This is a genomic window from Pseudomonas oryziphila (assembly GCF_003940825.1).
GTDB classification, from domain to species: Bacteria; Pseudomonadota; Gammaproteobacteria; order Pseudomonadales; family Pseudomonadaceae; genus Aquipseudomonas; species Aquipseudomonas sichuanensis.
Genome location: NZ_CP034338.1, coordinates 6,030,615 through 6,049,604, shown reverse-complemented (window position 1 = coordinate 6,049,604; position 18,990 = coordinate 6,030,615). Strand labels below are relative to the sequence as shown.

Below are 18,990 nucleotides of genomic sequence, written 5' to 3'. Positions count from 1 at the left end.
TGAATAAGCCAAAATCCGACCAAAACATCATCTTGCGGTGTGAATAAGCCCTGTGGATAACGCCACATGAGGGCTATGCACAACCCTGGGTCCTGCCCTGTGGATAATTCGCCTGTGGATAAACAGCCTTTTGCTGCACAGGTTTTACGCAGGCCCGGCACAGAGAAGACACCTGTTACCGACAAGGTTTCAAATCTCTGTACAGCTTGCAAATAGTGGGCTGTGACGTGTTATCCACAGAAGGTTATCCACTTAAGATCTATAAGTTCTTCAGAAAAGCTTTTTATATGCCTTTCTTTTTTTTTACATTTTGAGCGTTGGTATGCAGCCCGTCTTTCAACCAGGTCTGACCGCTGACCACTGGGCACCCTTCATTAAGGAATGACTGGTTGGAAATTGACCTATGGGCTTGCTTTCTCTAGAATCGCCGATCTCTTAAAAAGGGGGCCCTTCCGGCCCGTTGTCGACCAACCCAGGTAACACGCCATGAAACGTACTTTCCAACCAAGCACCATCAAGCGCGCACGCACCCACGGTTTCCGTGCCCGTATGGCCACCAAGAACGGCCGCGCCGTTCTGTCGCGTCGTCGTGCCAAAGGCCGTAAGCGTCTGGCCATTTGATTTTTCGGCACAGGTGGTGAGTCAGGACTTCAGTCGGGAAAAGCGACTGCTTACACCCCGGCACTTCAAAGCGGTCTTCGACTCCCCAACCGGCAAGGTTCCAGGGAAAAACCTGCTTATCCTTGCCCGCGAGAACGGCCTCGATCACCCACGCCTCGGCCTGGTGATCGGCAAAAAGAGCGTCAAGCTCGCCGTTCAACGCAATCGCCTGAAACGCCTGATGCGCGATTCGTTCCGCCTGAACCAGCAGATGTTGGCGGGTTTGGATATCGTGATCGTCGCGCGCAAGGGGTTGGGCGAAGTGGAAAACCCAGAATTGCACCAACACTTTGGCAAGCTCTGGAAGCGACTGGCTCGCAGTCGGCCCTCTCCAGCGGTCAACGCCAATCCCGCAGGGGTAGACAGTCACAATGCGTAAACTGGCCCTCGTTCCGATCCAGTTCTACCGTTACGCCATCAGCCCACTGATGGCCAGTCACTGTCGTTTCTATCCCAGCTGTTCCTGTTACGCATACGAAGCCATCGAAAATCATGGCCTCTTGCGTGGTGGGTGGCTGGCCGTTCGTCGCCTGGGGCGTTGTAATCCGTGGAACGACGGCGGTTTCGATCCCGTTCCACCAGCTCCTTCCTCCCGAACTTCTTCGATAGCCGAGTAATCATGGATATTAAACGCACGATCCTGATCGTCGCCCTGGCAATCGTGTCCTACGTCATGGTCCTGAAATGGAACCAGGACTACGGCCAGGCTGCCCTGCCGACTCAGAATACTGCTGCCAGCACTGCTGCCCCGGCCCTGCCGGATACCGTCCCGGCCGGAACCGCCGGCGCCAGCGCCGATGTGCCGAGCGCCAATGCTGAATCCAGCCCTGCGGAACTTGCTCCGGTTGCACTGAGCAAGGACCTGATCCGGGTCAAGACCGACGTCCTGGACCTGGCTATCGACCCGGTCGGTGGTGACATCGTCCAGCTGACCCTGCCGAAGTACCCACGCCGCCAGGACCATCCGGACATCCCGTTCCAGCTGTTCGACAACGGTGGCGAGCGTGTCTACCTGGCGCAAAGCGGCCTGACCGGCGCCAACGGCCCGGATGCCCGCTCCACCGGTCGCCCGCTGTATGCCGCGGAGCAGAAGAGCTTCCAGCTGGCCGACGGCCAGGATCAACTGGTAGTCGACCTGAAGTTCAGCGAGAACGGCGTCAACTACATCAAGCGCTTCAGCCTCAAGCGCGGTGAGTACGACCTGACCGTCAGCTACCTGATCGACAACCAGAGCGGCCAGGCGTGGAACGGCAACCTGTTTGCCCAGCTCAAGCGCGATGCCAGCGGCGACCCGTCGTCGAGTACTGCCACCGGCACCGCTACCTACCTGGGCGCCGCCCTGTGGACAGCTGCCGAGCCGTACAAGAAAGTGTCGATGAAAGACATCGACAAGGGCAGTTTGAAAGAAAATGTGACCGGCGGCTGGGTAGCCTGGCTGCAGCACTACTTCGTGACCGCCTGGATCCCGGCCAAGGGCGACAACAACGCCGTCCAGACCCGCAAGGACAGCCAGGGCAACTACATCATCGGTTACACCGGCCCGGCACTCAGCGTTCCTGCTGGCGGCAAGGCCGAAACCAGCGCCATGCTGTACGCCGGCCCGAAGATCCAGTCCAAGCTCAAAGAGTTGTCCCCAGGCCTGGAACTGACCGTCGACTACGGCTTCCTGTGGTTCATTGCCCAGCCGATCTTCTGGCTGCTGCAACATATCCACAGCCTGCTCGGTAACTGGGGCTGGTCGATCATCGTCCTGACCATGCTCATCAAGGGCCTGTTCTTCCCGCTGTCGGCTGCCAGCTATCGCTCGATGGCGCGCATGCGTGCCGTGGCGCCGAAGCTTGCCGCACTGAAGGAACGCTTCGGTGACGATCGCCAGAAGATGTCCCAGGCGATGATGGAGCTGTACAAGAAAGAGAAGATCAACCCGCTGGGCGGCTGCCTGCCGATCCTGGTGCAGATGCCGGTGTTCCTGGCCCTGTACTGGGTACTGCTGGAAAGCGTCGAGATGCGCCAGGCCCCATGGCTGCTGTGGATCACCGACCTGTCGATCAAGGATCCGTTCTTCATCCTGCCGATCATCATGGGCGCGACCATGTTCATCCAGCAGCGCCTGAACCCGACGCCGCCGGATCCGATGCAGGCCAAGGTGATGAAAATGATGCCGATCATCTTCACCTTCTTCTTCCTGTGGTTCCCGGCTGGCCTGGTGCTGTACTGGGTTGTGAACAACTGCCTGTCGATCAGCCAGCAGTGGTACATCACTCGCCGTATCGAGGCCGCGACCAAAAACGCAGCCGCTTGACAGGCCGCTACGCTAGCCTGTGAATAAAAACGCCCCCTCGTGGGGCGTTTTTGCTATCTGTCTTTCGAATTCGTTGTAGAGGCTTCGAGCATGAATATTGTGCGTGAAACCATCGCCGCCATCGCCACCGCCCAGGGCCGCGGCGGTGTAGGTATCGTCCGGTTGTCCGGCCCACTGGCCAGCCAGGCCGGGCAGGCTATCACCGGTCGCTGCCTGACCCCGCGCCACGCCCACTACGGCCCGTTCCGCGATGCCGATGGCCTGGTGCTGGACGAGGGCATCGCGTTGTTCTTCCCCGGGCCGAACTCGTTCACCGGCGAGGATGTGCTGGAACTGCAGGGCCATGGCGGCCCCGTGGTGATGGACATGCTGCTGCAGCGCTGCCTGCAACTGGGCTGCCGCCTGGCGCGGCCTGGCGAGTTCAGCGAGCGTGCGTTCCTCAATAACAAGCTCGACCTGGCCCAGGCCGAGGCCATTGCCGACCTGATCGAGGCGAGCTCTACCCAGGCAGCGCGCAATGCCTTGCGCTCACTGCAGGGAGCATTCTCCAAGCGTGTGCATGGGCTGACCGAGGCGCTGATTGCCTTGCGCATCTATGTCGAAGCCGCCATCGACTTCCCGGAAGAAGAAATCGACTTTCTCGCCGATGGCCATGTGTTGCGCATGCTCGATGATGTACGCACCGAGTTGTCCACAGTGCAGCGCGAAGCCGGGCAGGGCGCCTTGTTGCGCGATGGCATGACCGTGGTCATCGCTGGCCGGCCGAACGCCGGCAAGTCCAGCCTGCTCAACCAGCTGGCCGGCCGTGAAGCGGCGATCGTCACCGATATCGCCGGCACCACCCGGGACATCCTGCGTGAACATATCCACATCGACGGCATGCCGCTGCATGTGGTCGACACCGCAGGCCTGCGCAATACCGATGATCATGTGGAAAAGATCGGTGTAGAGAGGGCGTTGAAGGCCATCAACGAGGCCGATCGGGTGCTGTTGGTGGTCGACTCGACGGCGCCTGAAGCCAGCGATCCTTTTGCCCTTTGGCCAGAATTCCTCGATCAGCGCCCAGATCCGTCCAAGGTCACCCTGATCCGCAACAAGGCCGACCTCAGTGGCGAGCAGATCGGCCTGGAGCTGAGTGACGACGGGCACGCGACCATTACCCTGAGTGCCAATGACCGCGACATGGGCTTGGACTTGCTGCGTGATAATCTCAAGGCCTGCATGGGCTATGAACAGACCGCGGAAAGCAGCTTCAGCGCACGCCGCCGCCACCTGGAAGCGCTGCGCCAGGCGAGTAGCCATCTTGAACACGGCCGTGCTCAGCTGACCCTTGCTGGCGCTGGCGAGTTGCTGGCAGAAGACCTTCGTCAGGCTCAGCAAGCCCTGGGTGAGATCACCGGGGCATTCAGCTCGGACGATCTGCTGGGGCGAATCTTCTCCAGCTTCTGCATCGGCAAGTAATCCCTTCCCGGCTTCCCCTGCAAGCGCTGCCTGGCGCTTGTTGCGGGGAACCATGCGGTAACCCCCCTCAAGATCCCTCGCTATACGACCGTTCGTCGCCTGAATTTTTCATCAACAGGCAGGCGAACGCTCGCCTGTGCTCTGTGGAAAACTCACCTTCAGCGCCGTTGATAACCGCGCTTTTTTGTTGAGGAAAACGCGGCCTGTGGGTAACCAGCACTTTCATCCACAGGTTAAACAACCTTGTCCAGACCCCACAGGGCTACTTAGGCCCAGGGTTATGAATCGCTGTACATCCCGTGGTTAAAGGCCTACAGGTAGTTATCAACAGACGGATGGGGCCCTAAACATAAACATAAAAACAAAGCTTTTATAAATTTTTCTTCTTTGATTTCTATTGCCTGCCACTCATCCACAGCCTGGTCAAAATTTGCTCAGACGGTTTCTTTGAAGGGGGGTAAGTCCCTATACTTGTCCGCTTACCTTCTCTATTCGTAAAAACAGGCACGAGGTGCGTGGTGGATTTCCCTTCCCGTTTTGAAGTGATCGTCATCGGCGGCGGCCATGCCGGTACCGAGGCTGCGCTTGCGTCTGCACGCATGGGTGTGAAAACCCTGCTGTTGACCCATAACGTGGAAACCCTCGGTCACATGAGCTGCAACCCGGCCATCGGTGGCATCGGTAAAAGCCATCTGGTCAAAGAAATCGATGCGCTCGGTGGCGCCATGGCGCTGGCCACCGACAAGAGCGGCATCCAGTTCCGCATCCTGAACAACCGCAAGGGCCCGGCCGTACGCGCCACCCGGGCACAGGCCGACCGCGCCATCTACAAGGCGGTGGTGCGCGAAATCCTGGAAAACCAGCCGAACCTGTGGATATTCCAGCAGTCCTGCGATGACCTGATCGTTGAGCAGGACCAGGTGAAGGGTGTGGTCACGCAGATGGGCCTGCGTTTCTTCGCCGAGAGCGTGGTACTGACCACCGGCACTTTCCTCGGTGGACTTATCCACATCGGCCTGCAGAACCATTCCGGCGGTCGCGCCGGCGACCCGCCTTCGATTGCCCTGGCCCATCGCATGCGCGAACTGCCGCTGCGCGTCGGCCGGCTGAAAACCGGCACACCGCCGCGCATCGATGGCCGCTCGGTGGATTTCTCGGTAATGACCGAGCAGCCCGGCGACACGCCGATCCCGGTGATGTCGTTCATGGGCAATGCCCAGATGCACCCGCGCCAGGTGAGCTGCTGGATTACCCACACCAATGCGCGCACCCACGAAATCATTGCCTCGAACCTCGACCGTTCGCCGATGTACTCGGGTGTGATCGAAGGCATCGGCCCGCGCTATTGCCCGTCGATCGAAGACAAGATCCATCGCTTCGCCGACAAGGAAAGCCACCAGGTGTTCATCGAGCCGGAAGGCCTGACCACCCATGAGCTGTACCCCAACGGCATCTCGACTTCGCTGCCGTTCGACGTGCAGCTGGAGCTTGTCCGCTCGATCCGCGGCATGGAAAACGCCCACATCGTTCGCCCGGGCTACGCCATCGAGTACGACTACTTCGACCCGCGCGACCTCAAGTACAGCCTCGAGACCAAGGTCATCGGCGGGCTGTTCTTCGCGGGCCAGATCAACGGCACCACCGGTTACGAAGAGGCCGGCGCACAGGGCCTGCTGGCCGGGACCAACGCTGCGTTGCGCGCGCAGGGCCGCGAAAGCTGGTGCCCGCGCCGTGACGAGGCCTACATCGGTGTGCTGGTCGACGACCTGATCACCCTGGGTACCCAAGAGCCTTACCGCATGTTCACCTCGCGCGCCGAATACCGGCTGATCCTGCGCGAAGACAACGCCGACCTGCGCCTGACCGAAAAAGGCCGCGAGCTGGGTTTGATCGACGACGAGCGCTGGGCCGCCTTCAGCGCCAAGCGCGAAGGCATCGAGCGCGAAGAGCAGCGCCTGAAAAGCACCTGGGTGCGCCCGGGCACGCCACAAGGCCAGGCCATTGTGGATAAGTTCGCGACCCCACTGAACCATGAGTACAGCCTGCTCAACCTGCTGGCTCGCCCGGAAGTCGACTACGCTGGCCTGATCGAAGCCACCGGCGGCGAAGTGATCGATCCACAGGTTGCCGAGCAGGTCGAGATCAAGACCAAGTACGCCGGCTACATCGACCGTCAGCAGGACGAGATCGCCCGGCTGCGTGCCAGTGAAGACACTCGCCTGCCTGTGGATATCGACTACACCTCGATTTCCGGCTTGTCCAAGGAGATCCAGGGCAAGCTTGGCGAAACCCGTCCAGAAACGCTTGGCCAGGCTTCACGTATCCCGGGTGTCACGCCTGCGGCGATTTCCCTGTTGCTGATTCACTTGAAAAAACGCGGCGCAGGCCGCGAATTGGAGCAAAGCGCTTGAGTTCCCTGGTCACCCCGCAACACGCCGAAGAGTTGTCCACAGGTGCGCGTCAGCTCGGCGTCGAGCTGAGCGCCCAGCAGCACGAACTGCTGCTGGGCTACCTGGCCCTGTTGATCAAATGGAACAAGGCCTACAACCTCACCGCTGTGCGTAACCCGGACGAGATGGTGTCGCGCCACCTGCTCGACAGCCTCAGCGTCATGCCGTTTATCCACAATGACACCCAGCGTTGGCTGGATGTCGGCAGCGGTGGCGGCATGCCCGGCATCCCGTTGGCTATCCTGCATCCGCACAAGCAAGTGACGGTGCTCGACAGCAACGGCAAGAAGACCCGCTTCCTGACCCAGGTGAAAATGGAGCTGAAGCTGGACAACCTCACGGTTATCCACAGCCGGGTAGAAGAGGTTCAGCCCGAGCAGCCGTTCTGCGGGATCATCTCGCGCGCTTTCAGCAGCATGGAAAATTTCACCAACTGGACCCGCCACCTGGGTGACGCCCGCACGCAATGGCTTGCAATGAAAGGGCTGCATCCTGCCGATGAACTGGTAGCATTGCCCGCAGACTTCACAGTGGAAAGCGAGCAGGCCCTGACCGTTCCAGGTTGCCAGGGCCAGCGCCATCTGCTGATACTGCGCCGCAAGGCATGACTGGGAACACACGCAACAATGGCTAAGGTATTCGCAATCGCGAACCAGAAAGGTGGTGTGGGCAAGACCACCACCTGTATCAATCTCGCCGCATCGCTGGCCGCGACCAAGCGCCGCGTGCTGCTGATCGACCTCGATCCGCAGGGCAACGCCACCATGGGCAGCGGTGTGGATAAACACGAGCTCGAACATTCGGTGTACGACCTGCTGATCGGGGAGTGCGACCTGACCCAGGCCATGCACTACTCCGAGCACGGTGGTTACCAACTGCTGCCGGCCAACCGCGACCTGACCGCCGCCGAGGTGGTACTGCTCGAGATGCAGATGAAGGAAAGCCGTCTGCGCAACGCCCTGGCGCCGATCCGCGAGAGCTACGACTACATCCTCATCGACTGCCCGCCGTCGCTGTCGATGCTGACCCTCAATGCCCTGGTTGCCTCCGATGGCGTGATCATCCCCATGCAGTGCGAGTACTACGCACTGGAAGGTCTCAGCGACCTTGTGGATAACATCAAGCGCATCGCCGCACGGTTGAACCCGGCGCTGAAGATCGAAGGCCTGCTGCGGACCATGTACGACCCGCGCCTGAGCCTGAACAACGATGTTTCGGCGCAGCTCAAGGAACACTTCGGCGACCAGCTGTACGACACGGTGATCCCCCGCAACATCCGCCTGGCCGAGGCGCCGAGCTTCGGCATGCCGGCGCTGGCTTACGACAAGCAATCCCGTGGCGCGCTCGCCTATCTTGCGCTTGCCGGGGAACTGGTTCGCCGTCAGCGCCGTCCATCACGCACTGCACAAACAACTTAAGGAATCCGCATGGCCATCAAGAAACGAGGTCTCGGACGTGGGTTGGATGCACTGCTCAGTGGTCCTTCCGTCAGCGCGCTCGAAGAGCAGGCTGTCAAGATCGACCAGAAAGAACTGCAACATCTGCCGGTCGAGCTGATCCAGCGCGGCAAGTACCAGCCTCGCCGTGACATGGACCCCGAGGCGCTGGAAGAACTGGCGCACTCGATCCGCAACCACGGCGTCATGCAACCGATCGTGGTCCGCCCGATCGGCGACAACCGTTACGAGATCATCGCCGGTGAGCGCCGCTGGCGCGCCACCCAGCAGGCCGGCCTGGACAGCATCCCGGCCATGGTCCGCGAGGTGCCCGACGAAGCCGCCATCGCCATGGCGCTGATCGAGAACATCCAGCGTGAAGACCTCAACCCGCTGGAGGAGGCGATTGCCCTGCAGCGCCTGCAGCACGAGTTCGAACTCACCCAGCAGCAGGTGGCCGATGCCGTCGGCAAGTCGCGGGTGACCGTGGCCAACTTGCTGCGCCTGATCTCGCTGCCCGAGGCGATCAAGACCATGCTCGCCCACGGCGACCTGGAGATGGGCCATGCCCGTGCCTTGCTCGGCCTGGACGAAGCTCGACAGGAAGAAGGGGCGCGTCATGTTGTCGCACGTGGCCTTACCGTGCGCCAAACTGAGGCACTGGTGCGCCAGTGGCTCAACGGCAAACCTGATCCGGTCGAACCGAGCAAACCTGATCCGGATATCGCCCGCCTCGAACAGCGTCTGGCAGAGCGCCTGGGCTCGGCGGTGCAAATCCGCCATGGCAACAAGGGCAAGGGCCAGTTGGTCATCCGTTACAACTCGCTTGACGAGTTGCAAGGTGTGCTTGCTCACATCCGCTGAAACAATTCCCGTTGTAGCGTGCAGTCGGAAATCACTACCCAATAGTTGAATAGGGGTTAATCCGCCCCTATACTCTGCGCGCATTTTGTCGGCACAAATTATGCCAAGTCATTGCTGACCAGGTAGTCGACTTCCGAGGAGCAGTTGTGATGGAAATCCGCACGCCAAACCGCCTGCCTTTCCATCGCTGGGCGGTTTTTCCGGTACTGCTGGCTCAATTTGTTGTACTGCTGCTGGCAACATTGGTGTTGTGGCAGTGGAAAGGGGGAGTCAGTGGATATTCAGGCCTCTGCGGGGGACTGATTGCCTGGCTGCCCAATATGTATTTCGCCTGGAAGGCTTTTCGCTTCAGCGGAGCCCGAGCGGCGCAGGCCATCGTCAAGTCGTTTTACGCTGGCGAGGCAGGCAAGATGATTTTGACGGCAGTGCTGTTCGCACTGACCTTCGCAGGAGTGAAGCCATTGGCGCCGTTGGCAGTATTCGGCGTCTTCGTGCTGACCCTTATGGTCAGCTGGTTCGCGCCCCTGCTGATGAATAAAAGACTTTCGAGACCTTAGGGCGTTTGAGGCAACCATGGCAGAAGAAACCGCTTCGGGTTATATCCAGCACCACTTGCAGAACCTGACCTACGGTCAACTACCAGACGGCAGCTGGGGCTTGGCCCATTCGGCTGCAGAAGCCAAGGCAATGGGCTTCTGGGCGTTCCACCTGGACACCCTGGGCTGGTCCGTTGCGATGGGTCTGATCTTCCTGATCATCTTCCGCATGGCCGCCAAGAAGGCGACTTCCGGCCAGCCTGGCGCCCTGCAGAACTTCGTCGAAGTTCTGGTGGACTTCGTCCACGGCAGCGTGAAGGACTCCTTCCACGGCCGCAGCGCGGTGATCGCCCCGCTGGCGCTGACCATCTTCGTCTGGGTGTTCCTGATGAACGCCATCGACCTGGTACCGGTCGACTGGTTGCCATTTGCCGCACAGAAGCTGTCGGGCAACGAGCACATCTTCTTCCGCGCCGTGCCGACCACTGACCCGAATGCGACCCTGGCCATGGCCTTCAGCGTGTTCGCCCTGATCATCTTCTACAGCATCAAGGTCAAGGGCCTCGGCGGCTTCATCGGCGAGCTGACCCTGCACCCGTTCGGCAGCAAGAACATCTTCGTCAAGATCCTGCTGATCCCGGTGAACTTCCTGCTCGAATTCGTCACCCTGATCGCCAAGCCGATCTCGCTGGCACTGCGTCTGTTCGGCAACATGTATGCCGGCGAACTGGTGTTCATCCTGATCGCGGTGATGTTCGGTTCCGGCCTGCTGTGGCTGTCCGGCCTGGGTGTGGTGCTGCAATGGGCGTGGGCGGTGTTCCACATCCTGATCATCACCCTGCAAGCCTTCATCTTCATGATGCTGACCATCGTCTACCTGTCGATGGCGCACGAAGATAACCATTAAGACCGCCTGGCGTGTCTGATAGCCTTCCCCGCCCGTTTGGGGGGAGGGCTTAAAAAGTCCGCAAGGGCATGCTGTACCAAACGATTTGTTTTACCGCTTCAAACTAAAAACCTAACCAATACGACGTAAAAGTCGGGAGGAAAGATGGAAACTGTAGTTGGTCTGACCGCTATCGCTGTTGCTCTGCTGATCGGCCTGGGTGCTCTGGGTACCGCCATTGGTTTCGGCCTGCTGGGCGGCAAATTCCTGGAAGGCGCTGCTCGCCAGCCAGAAATGGTTCCAATGCTGCAGGTTAAAATGTTCATCGTTGCCGGTCTGCTCGACGCCGTAACCATGATCGGTGTTGGTATCGCTCTGTTCTTCACCTTCGCGAATCCCTTCGTTGGTCAGATCGCCGGCTAATCACTCGTTTTTACGAGTTGATTGCTGTGATGGACAAAGACCGAGCGAGGTGTTGGCGTGAACATTAATGCAACCCTGATTGGCCAAACCGTTGCTTTCTTCATTTTCGTAGCTTTCTGCATGAAGTACGTATGGCCTCCGGTCATCACTGCCCTGCAAGAGCGTCAAAAGAAGATCGCCGACGGCTTGGACGCTGCCAACCGCGCAGCTCGCGACCTGGAGCTGGCCCAAGAGAAAGCGGGTCAGCAACTGCGTGAAGCGAAGGCACAGGCAGCCGAAATCATTGAGCAAAGCAAGAAGCGCGCTGCTCAGCTTGTAGACGAGGCCCGTGAACAGGCTCGCGTCGAAGCTGACCGTGTGAAGGCCCAGGCTCTAGCCGAGATCGAACAGGAACTGAACAGCGTCAAAGACGCCCTGCGTGCCCAAGTGGGTGCCCTGGCTGTTGGCGGTGCTGAAAAGATCCTTGGCGCCACAATCGATCAAAACGCGCATGCGGAGCTGGTTAACAAACTGGCCGCTGAAATTTAAGCGAGGGCGATCATGGCAGAACTGACCACGTTGGCCCGACCTTACGCTAAGGCTGCCTTCGAGCACGCCCAGGCCCATCAGCAACTGGCCAATTGGTCAGCCATGCTCGGCCTGGCTGCTGCGGTGTCGCAAGACGACACCATGCAGCGCCTGCTCAAGGCCCCGCAACTGACTAGCGCAAACAAGGCCGCCGCATTCATCGAAGTATGCGGTGACAAGTTCGACACTCAGGCACAGAATTTCATTCATGTTGCCGCGGAAAACGACCGTCTCCTGCTTCTGCCGGAGATTGCCGCTCTGTTCGACCTGTACAAGGCCGAGCAAGAGAAATCCGTGGACGTGGAAGTCACCAGTGCTTTTGCGTTGAACCAAGAACAGCAAGACAAACTCGCCAAGGTTCTCAGTGCACGGCTCAGCCGGGAAGTGCGCCTGCACGCGACGGAGGATGCCAGCCTGATCGGCGGCGTCGTTATCCGCGCCGGCGACCTGGTAATCGATGGCTCGGTTCGCGGCAAAATCGCGAAACTGGCCGAAGCATTGAAATCTTGAGTTTGAAGGGGCAGCAGAGCAATGCAGCAACTCAATCCTTCCGAAATTAGTGAAATCATCAAGGGTCGCATCGAGAAACTCGATGTCGGCTCCCAAGCCCGTAACGAAGGTACCGTCGTTTCGGTTTCCGACGGTATCGTGCGGATCCACGGTCTGGCCGACGTAATGTACGGCGAAATGATCGAGTTCCCGGGCAGCGTCTTCGGTATGGCCCTGAACCTGGAGCAAGACTCCGTAGGTGCAGTGATCCTGGGTGCCTATGACACCCTCGCCGAAGGCATGAGCGCCAAGTGCACCGGCCGCATCCTGGAAGTTCCGGTTGGTAAGGAACTGCTGGGTCGCGTCGTTGACGCACTGGGCAACCCGATCGACGGTAAAGGTCCTCTGGGCAACACCCAGACCGACGCAGTCGAGAAAGTGGCACCAGGCGTGATCTGGCGTAAGTCGGTAGACCAGCCTGTACAGACTGGCTACAAGTCCGTCGACGCCATGATCCCTGTCGGCCGTGGCCAGCGCGAGCTGATCATCGGTGACCGCCAGATCGGCAAGACCGCCATGGCCATCGACGCCATCATCAACCAGAAAGATTCCGGTATTTTCTGCGTTTATGTTGCAGTCGGCCAAAAGCGTTCCACCGTTGCCAACATCGTTCGCAAGCTGGAAGAAGCCGGCGCCCTGGCCAACACCATCGTGGTCGTTGCCAGTGCTTCGGAATCCGCCGCACTGCAGTTCCTGGCGCCATACGCCGGCTGCACCATGGGCGAGTTCTTCCGTGACCGCGGTGAAGATGCCCTGATCGTTTACGATGACCTGTCCAAGCAGGCCGTTGCCTACCGTCAGATCTCCCTGCTGCTGCGCCGTCCACCAGGACGTGAAGCGTACCCAGGCGACGTGTTCTATCTCCACTCCCGTCTGCTGGAGCGTGCATCGCGCGTTTCGGAAGAGTACGTAGAGAAGTTCACCAACGGCGCAGTCACCGGCAAAACCGGTTCCCTGACCGCTCTGCCGATCATCGAAACCCAGGCTGGCGACGTTTCCGCGTTCGTTCCGACCAACGTGATCTCGATCACCGACGGTCAGATCTTCCTGGAATCGGCCATGTTCAACTCGGGCATCCGCCCTGCAGTGAACGCCGGTGTTTCGGTATCCCGCGTAGGTGGTGCCGCTCAGACCAAGATCATCAAGAAACTGTCCGGTGGTATCCGTACCGCTCTGGCTCAGTACCGTGAACTGGCTGCATTCGCCCAGTTCGCTTCCGATCTGGACGAAGCGACCCGCAAGCAGCTGGAGCATGGTCAGCGCGTAACCGAGCTGATGAAGCAGAAGCAGTACGCGCCAATGTCGATCGCCGACATGGCCCTGTCGCTGTACGCCGCTGAGCGTGGTTTCCTGACTGACGTAGAAGTCTCCAAGGTCGGCAGCTTCGAGCAAGCGCTGATCGCCTTCTTCAACCGTGATCACGCCGAACTGATGGCCAAGATCAACGTGAAGGGTGACTTCAACGACGAAATCGACGCTGGCATGAAAGCCGGTATCGAGAAGTTCAAGGCCACCCAGACCTGGTAAGCCGCAGCGGGGGCTCCGGCCCCCGCTTGCTAACCTGATAGGTGATACATGGCAGGCGCAAAAGAGATTCGCAGTAAGATTGCGAGCATCAAAAGCACGCAAAAAATTACCAGCGCCATGGAGAAAGTGGCGGTAAGCAAGATGCGCAAGGCACAAATGCGCATGGCTGCTAGCCGTCCTTACGCGGAGCGTATCCGCCAGGTGATCGGTCATCTGGCCAACGCCAACCCGGAATACCGCCACCCGTTCATGATCGAGCGCCCTGTAAAGCGCGCCGGTTATATCGTGGTGAGCAGTGACCGTGGTCTGTGCGGTGGCTTGAACACCAACCTGTTCAAGGCCCTGGTCAAGGACATGAGCGCAAACCGCGAACAGGGCGTGGAAATCGACCTGTGCGTGATCGGCAGCAAGGGTGCGACTTTCTTCCGCATCTTTGGCGGCAACGTCGTAGCAGCGATCAGCCACCTGGGCGAAGAGCCATCGATCAACGATCTGATCGGCTCCGTCAAAGTGATGCTGGACGCCTACCTGGACGGTCGTATCGATCGCCTTTCGGTGGTTTCGAACAAGTTCATCAACACCATGACCCAAAAACCGACGGTCGAGCAATTGGTACCGTTGGTGGCAACCCCGGATCAGGATCTCAAGCATCACTGGGATTACCTGTACGAACCCGACGCAAAAGAGCTGCTGGACGGCTTGATGGTGCGTTACGTGGAGTCGCAGGTATACCAGGCGGTGGTCGAGAACAACGCTGCTGAACAAGCGGCCCGGATGATCGCCATGAAGAACGCCACAGACAACGCCGGTGATTTGATCAAAGAGCTGCAGTTGATCTACAACAAGGCGCGTCAGGCTGCGATCACCCAGGAGATCTCGGAAATCGTCGGCGGCGCTGCCGCGGTTTAACGGTTCAAAAATTCAGAGGATCCAGCTATGAGTAGCGGACGTATCGTTCAAATCATCGGCGCCGTCATCGACGTGGAATTCCCACGTGACGTCGTGCCGAGTGTTTACAACGCGCTGAAAGTACAAGGCGCGGAAACCACCCTGGAAGTTCAGCAGCAGCTGGGCGACGGCGTGGTTCGTACCATTGCGATGGGCTCGACCGAAGGCCTGAAGCGCGGTCTGGATGTCGTCGATACCGGCGCTGCCATTTCCGTTCCAGTTGGTAAGGCCACTCTGGGCCGTATCATGGACGTTCTGGGCAACCCAATCGACGAAGCCGGCCCGATCGGCGAAGAAGAGCGTCGCGGTATCCACCAGCCAGCGCCTTCGTTCGCTGACCAGGCAGGCGGCAACGACCTGCTGGAAACCGGCATCAAGGTTATCGACCTGGTTTGCCCGTTCGCCAAGGGTGGTAAGGTTGGTCTGTTCGGTGGTGCCGGTGTCGGCAAGACCGTAAACATGATGGAACTGATCCGTAACATCGCCATGGAACACAGCGGTTACTCCGTGTTCGCTGGTGTGGGTGAGCGTACTCGTGAGGGTAACGACTTCTACCACGAGATGAAGGACTCCAACGTTCTCGACAAAGTAGCCTTGGTCTACGGTCAGATGAACGAGCCACCAGGAAACCGTCTGCGCGTAGCGCTGACCGGCCTGACCATGGCTGAGAAGTTCCGTGACGAAGGTAACGACGTTCTGCTGTTCGTCGACAACATCTATCGTTACACCCTGGCCGGTACCGAAGTATCCGCACTGCTGGGCCGTATGCCTTCGGCAGTAGGTTACCAGCCGACCCTGGCTGAAGAGATGGGCGTTCTGCAAGAGCGCATCACCTCCACCAAGGAAGGTTCGATCACCTCCGTTCAGGCCGTATACGTACCTGCGGACGACTTGACCGACCCGTCGCCAGCGACCACCTTCGCCCACTTGGACGCCACCGTCGTTCTGTCCCGTGACATCGCCTCCCTGGGTATCTACCCAGCGGTCGACCCACTGGACTCGACTTCGCGTCAGCTGGACCCGAACGTGATCGGCAACGAGCACTACGACACCGCTCGTGGCGTTCAGTATGTTCTGCAGCGCTACAAAGAGCTGAAAGACATCATCGCCATCCTGGGTATGGACGAACTGTCCGAGGCCGACAAGCAACTGGTAGCCCGCGCTCGTAAGATCCAGCGCTTCCTGTCGCAGCCGTTCTTCGTGGCCGAAGTCTTCACCGGCTCGCCAGGCAAGTACGTTTCGCTCAAGGACACCATCGCTGGCTTCAGCGGCATCCTCAAAGGTGACTACGACCACCTGCCAGAACAAGCGTTCTACATGGTCGGCAGCATCGACGAAGCGATCGAGAAAGCCAAGAAACTGTAATTCATGCGCCCCGCAAGGGGCGCTATCAGGTTGAGGCAAGCAGATGGCTATGACAGTCCATTGCGACATCGTCAGCGCGGAAGGAGAGATCTTCTCCGGCCTGGTCGAGATGGTAGTTGCGCACGGTAACCTGGGTGATCTTGGTATCGCTCCGGGCCACGCGCCGCTGATCACCAATCTCAAGCCTGGTCCGATCACGCTGACCAAGCAGGGTGGCACTCAAGAGGTGTTCTACATCTCCGGTGGCTTCCTCGAAGTGCAGCCGAACATGGTCAAGGTTCTTGCCGACACCGTGCAGCGCGCTGCCGACCTGGACGAAGCTCAGGCTCAGGAAGCCCTCAAGGCTGCTGAGAACGCGCTGAACACTAAAGGCTCGGACTTCGACTACGGCGCTGCTGCCGCACGTCTGGCCGAGGCTGCAGCTCAGCTGCGTACTGTCCAGCAATTGCGCAAAGGCAAGTAACCTGGCTTTTGCCGGTCACTTCCGCTGCGATTGAGTTAAAGGGTAGCCTCGGCTACCCTTTTTCTTTTTCAAGAATTTAGTCCCCGGTCATTTCCCTGACCGCCCAGGATTGGTAGCCAGTCAATGTCCCTCGATATCGTCATTCTCGCCGCAGGCCAAGGCACCCGCATGCGCTCGGCACTGCCGAAGGTGCTGCACCCGGTAGCCGGCAACTCCATGCTTGGCCATGTTATCCACAGCGCTCGCCAACTGCAGCCCACGGGCATCCACGTGGTCATTGGCCACGGTGCCGAGCTTGTGCGTGAACGTTTGGCCGCGGACGACCTGAACTTCGTCATGCAGGATCAGCAGCTGGGCACTGGCCACGCTGTCGCCCAGGCCCTGCCGGCAGTCACCGCCGATACCGTACTGGTGCTGTATGGCGATGTGCCGCTGATCGAGGTGGAAACCCTGCAGCGCCTGCTGGCCAAGGTCAGCGCCAGCCAGCTGGGCCTGCTGACGGTCAACCTCGCCGACCCGACCGGCTATGGCCGCATTGTGCGTAACGAGCAAGGCGCGGTCACCGCAATCGTCGAGCATAAGGATGCCAGCGAAGCGCAGAAGGCGATCAAAGAGGGCAACACCGGTATCCTCGCCATGCCAGCGGCTCGCCTGGCCGACTGGATGGGCCGTCTGTCCAACAACAACGCCCAGGGCGAGTACTACCTTACCGACGTCATCGCCATGGCTGTGGCCGATGGCCTGGTGGTCGCCACCGAGCAGCCCCACGACCCGATGGAAGTGCAGGGTGCCAACGACCGCCGCCAGCTGGCGGAGCTTGAGCGTCACTATCAACTGCGCGCTGGTCACCGCCTGATGGCTCAGGGCGTCACCCTGCGTGACCCGGCACGTTTCGACGTGCGTGGTGAGGTCAGCGTCGGGCGCGATGTGCTGATCGATATCAACGTCATCCTCGAGGGCAAGGTGGTCATCGAAGACAACGTGCAGATCGGCCCCAACTGCGTGATCAAGGACAGCACCCTGCGCAAGGGCGTGGTGATCAAGGCCAACAGCCATCTTGACGGTGCCGTGATGGGCGAAGGCAGCGATGCCGGCCCGTTCGCTCGCCTGCGCCCGGGCAGCGTGCTGGAGGCCAAGGCCCATGTGGGTAACTTCGTCGAGCTGAAGAACGCCCACCTCGGCGAAGGTGCCAAGGCTGGCCATCTGACTTACCTGGGCGATGCCGAGATCGGCGCGCGTACCAACATCGGTGCGGGCACCATCACCTGCAACTACGACGGTGCCAACAAGTTCCGCACTGTGATGGGCGAGGACGTGTTCATCGGCTCCAACAACTCACTGGTCGCGCCTGTGGAAATCCAGGCTGGGGCCACTACTGCGGCGGGCTCGACCATCACCCAGACGGTTGAGGCCGGGCAGTTGGGTGTGGCACGTGCGCGCCAGCGCAACATCGAAGGCTGGAAACGGCCGGAGAAGATCAAGAAGAGCTGAGTTATCCACAGCGGTTTCGATCGAAAGCCGGCTTATGTGAATAAGCCGGCTTTTTATTGGGTGCCGTATTGCGGGCCCCTGAAGGAGCGGCCTTGTGTCGCGATTGGCTGCACAGCAGCCCCGGCAATTTCTGACTTGCCTCGAAATCCCTGGGGCCGCTACGCGTCCCTTCGCGGCACAAGGCCGCTCCTACAGAGACCGTGCCAAAGCAGAGATAAACTTGACGAATCGTCCATCTTAGGTTTTGATTGCACCACTTATCTTTCGAATCGAAACTTAAAACCGACATGTCGAAACGAAACACCCCCCAGCGTCGCCACAACATCCTGGCTTTGCTCTCCGAGCAGGGCGAGGTGAGCGTCGATGCCCTGGCCAAACGTTTCGAAACCTCGGAAGTGACCATCCGCAAGGACCTCGCTGCCCTGGAAGCCAACGGCCTGCTGTTGCGTCGTTACGGTGGTGCCGTGACCATGCCCCAGGAACTGCTGGCGGATACGGTACAGCCGGTGTCGCAGTACAAGCAGGCCATTGCCCGGGCCGCAGTCGAACGCATCCGTGAGCACGCACGCATCATCATCGATAGCGGCAGCACCACCGCGGCAATGATCCCCCAGCTCGGGCGCCAGCCTGGCCTGGTGGTGATGACCAACTCGCTCAACGTGGCCCGCGCCATCAGCGAGCAGGAACACGAGCCGGTGCTGCTGATGACCGGCGGCACCTGGGACCCGCATTCGGAGTCGTTCCAGGGCCAGGTGGCCGAGCAGGTTCTACGCTCATACGATTTCGACCAGCTGTTCATCGGTGCCGACGGCATCGACCTGGAGCGTGGCACCACCACCTTCAACGAACTGCTCGGCCTGAGCCGGGTCATGGCCGAGGTGGCCCGCGAGGTGATCGTGATGGTCGAGTCGGACAAGGTTGGCCGCAAGATCCCCAACCTGGAGCTGCCCTGGAGCAGCGTCAACACCCTTATTACCGATGATCGCCTGCCCGCCGAGGCACGCGACCGCATTCAAGCCCGCGGCATCAATCTGATCTGCGCCGCTATCAGCTAGGAGCAAC

General features: G+C 59.8%; 20 protein-coding genes. All 20 read left to right on the top strand.

Going from position 1 to position 18,990, the window contains the following annotated elements:
* Positions 1 to 486 precede the first annotated feature (486 nt).
* Positions 487 to 621, top strand: a complete 135-nt coding sequence (rpmH, locus tag EJA05_RS28110) for a 50S ribosomal protein L34 (RefSeq protein WP_003253163.1) — start codon at positions 487 to 489, stop codon at positions 619 to 621.
* 13 nt (positions 622 to 634) lie between these two features.
* On the top strand, positions 635 to 1,039 hold the full coding sequence (rnpA, locus tag EJA05_RS28105; protein ID WP_125466272.1) for a ribonuclease P protein component: 405 nt from the start codon (positions 635 to 637) through the stop codon (positions 1,037 to 1,039).
* Positions 1,032 to 1,277, top strand: coding sequence for a membrane protein insertion efficiency factor YidD (gene yidD, locus EJA05_RS28100; RefSeq protein ID WP_101322785.1), 246 nt, complete (start codon positions 1,032 to 1,034; stop codon positions 1,275 to 1,277). Before rnpA ends, yidD begins: the two co-directional genes overlap by 8 nt.
* A 2-nt stretch (positions 1,278 to 1,279) precedes the next feature.
* On the top strand, positions 1,280 to 2,962 hold the full coding sequence (gene yidC / locus EJA05_RS28095) for a membrane protein insertase YidC (RefSeq protein ID WP_125861215.1): 1,683 nt from the start codon (positions 1,280 to 1,282) through the stop codon (positions 2,960 to 2,962).
* A 90-nt stretch (positions 2,963 to 3,052) separates the two neighbouring features.
* Positions 3,053 to 4,423: a tRNA uridine-5-carboxymethylaminomethyl(34) synthesis GTPase MnmE gene (gene mnmE / locus EJA05_RS28090; RefSeq protein WP_125861213.1), complete on the top strand. Its 1,371-nt coding sequence runs from the start codon at positions 3,053 to 3,055 to the stop codon at positions 4,421 to 4,423.
* Positions 4,424 to 4,941: 518 nt separating this feature from the next.
* A complete protein-coding gene (gene mnmG / locus EJA05_RS28085; RefSeq protein ID WP_110994055.1) occupies positions 4,942 to 6,834 on the top strand; it encodes a tRNA uridine-5-carboxymethylaminomethyl(34) synthesis enzyme MnmG in 1,893 nt (630 codons plus the stop codon).
* Positions 6,831 to 7,481 (top strand): 16S rRNA (guanine(527)-N(7))-methyltransferase RsmG, encoded by a 651-nt coding sequence (gene rsmG / locus EJA05_RS28080; RefSeq protein WP_125861211.1) that lies wholly within the window; start codon positions 6,831 to 6,833, stop codon positions 7,479 to 7,481. Before mnmG ends, rsmG begins: the two co-directional genes overlap by 4 nt.
* 18 nt (positions 7,482 to 7,499) lie before the next feature.
* Complete coding sequence (locus EJA05_RS28075; protein WP_110994053.1) at positions 7,500 to 8,291, top strand: ParA family protein; 792 nt, start codon at positions 7,500 to 7,502, stop codon at positions 8,289 to 8,291.
* Between the two features lie 9 nt (positions 8,292 to 8,300).
* Positions 8,301 to 9,173 (top strand): ParB/RepB/Spo0J family partition protein, encoded by an 873-nt coding sequence (locus EJA05_RS28070; RefSeq protein ID WP_125466131.1) that lies wholly within the window; start codon positions 8,301 to 8,303, stop codon positions 9,171 to 9,173.
* 149 nt (positions 9,174 to 9,322) lie between these two features.
* Positions 9,323 to 9,730 carry a F0F1 ATP synthase subunit I gene (locus EJA05_RS28065; protein ID WP_110994051.1) on the top strand — a complete coding sequence of 136 codons (408 nt, stop codon included), beginning with the start codon at positions 9,323 to 9,325 and terminating at the stop codon, positions 9,728 to 9,730.
* Between the two features lie 16 nt (positions 9,731 to 9,746).
* Positions 9,747 to 10,616, top strand: coding sequence for a F0F1 ATP synthase subunit A (gene atpB / locus EJA05_RS28060; RefSeq protein WP_125466130.1), 870 nt, complete (start codon positions 9,747 to 9,749; stop codon positions 10,614 to 10,616).
* Positions 10,617 to 10,760: 144 nt separating this feature from the next.
* Positions 10,761 to 11,018: a F0F1 ATP synthase subunit C gene (atpE, locus tag EJA05_RS28055; RefSeq protein WP_003097235.1), complete on the top strand. Its 258-nt coding sequence runs from the start codon at positions 10,761 to 10,763 to the stop codon at positions 11,016 to 11,018.
* Between the two features lie 57 nt (positions 11,019 to 11,075).
* Entirely contained in the window at positions 11,076 to 11,546 is a 471-nt protein-coding gene (locus EJA05_RS28050) for a F0F1 ATP synthase subunit B (RefSeq protein ID WP_125466129.1), read from the top strand.
* Between the two features lie 12 nt (positions 11,547 to 11,558).
* Positions 11,559 to 12,095 (top strand): F0F1 ATP synthase subunit delta, encoded by a 537-nt coding sequence (locus tag EJA05_RS28045; RefSeq protein ID WP_110994048.1) that lies wholly within the window; start codon positions 11,559 to 11,561, stop codon positions 12,093 to 12,095.
* Positions 12,096 to 12,116: 21 nt separating this feature from the next.
* A complete protein-coding gene (gene atpA, locus EJA05_RS28040) occupies positions 12,117 to 13,661 on the top strand; it encodes a F0F1 ATP synthase subunit alpha (protein WP_110994047.1) in 1,545 nt (514 codons plus the stop codon).
* Positions 13,662 to 13,709: 48 nt separating this feature from the next.
* Complete coding sequence (atpG, locus tag EJA05_RS28035; protein WP_003253195.1) at positions 13,710 to 14,570, top strand: F0F1 ATP synthase subunit gamma; 861 nt, start codon at positions 13,710 to 13,712, stop codon at positions 14,568 to 14,570.
* A gap of 27 nt (positions 14,571 to 14,597) precedes the next feature.
* The gene (gene atpD, locus EJA05_RS28030) at positions 14,598 to 15,974 is read left to right on the top strand and encodes a F0F1 ATP synthase subunit beta (RefSeq protein WP_016394322.1); all 1,377 of its coding nucleotides are present in this window, start codon (positions 14,598 to 14,600) and stop codon (positions 15,972 to 15,974) included.
* Positions 15,975 to 16,017: 43 nt separating this feature from the next.
* Positions 16,018 to 16,437 (top strand): F0F1 ATP synthase subunit epsilon, encoded by a 420-nt coding sequence (locus EJA05_RS28025; RefSeq protein ID WP_054893003.1) that lies wholly within the window; start codon positions 16,018 to 16,020, stop codon positions 16,435 to 16,437.
* Positions 16,438 to 16,560: 123 nt separating this feature from the next.
* Complete coding sequence (glmU, locus tag EJA05_RS28020) at positions 16,561 to 17,928, top strand: bifunctional UDP-N-acetylglucosamine diphosphorylase/glucosamine-1-phosphate N-acetyltransferase GlmU (protein WP_125466128.1); 1,368 nt, start codon at positions 16,561 to 16,563, stop codon at positions 17,926 to 17,928.
* A gap of 287 nt (positions 17,929 to 18,215) precedes the next feature.
* The gene (locus EJA05_RS28015; protein ID WP_125861209.1) at positions 18,216 to 18,983 is read left to right on the top strand and encodes a DeoR/GlpR family DNA-binding transcription regulator; all 768 of its coding nucleotides are present in this window, start codon (positions 18,216 to 18,218) and stop codon (positions 18,981 to 18,983) included.
* The last annotated feature ends 7 nt before the right edge of the window (positions 18,984 to 18,990 follow it).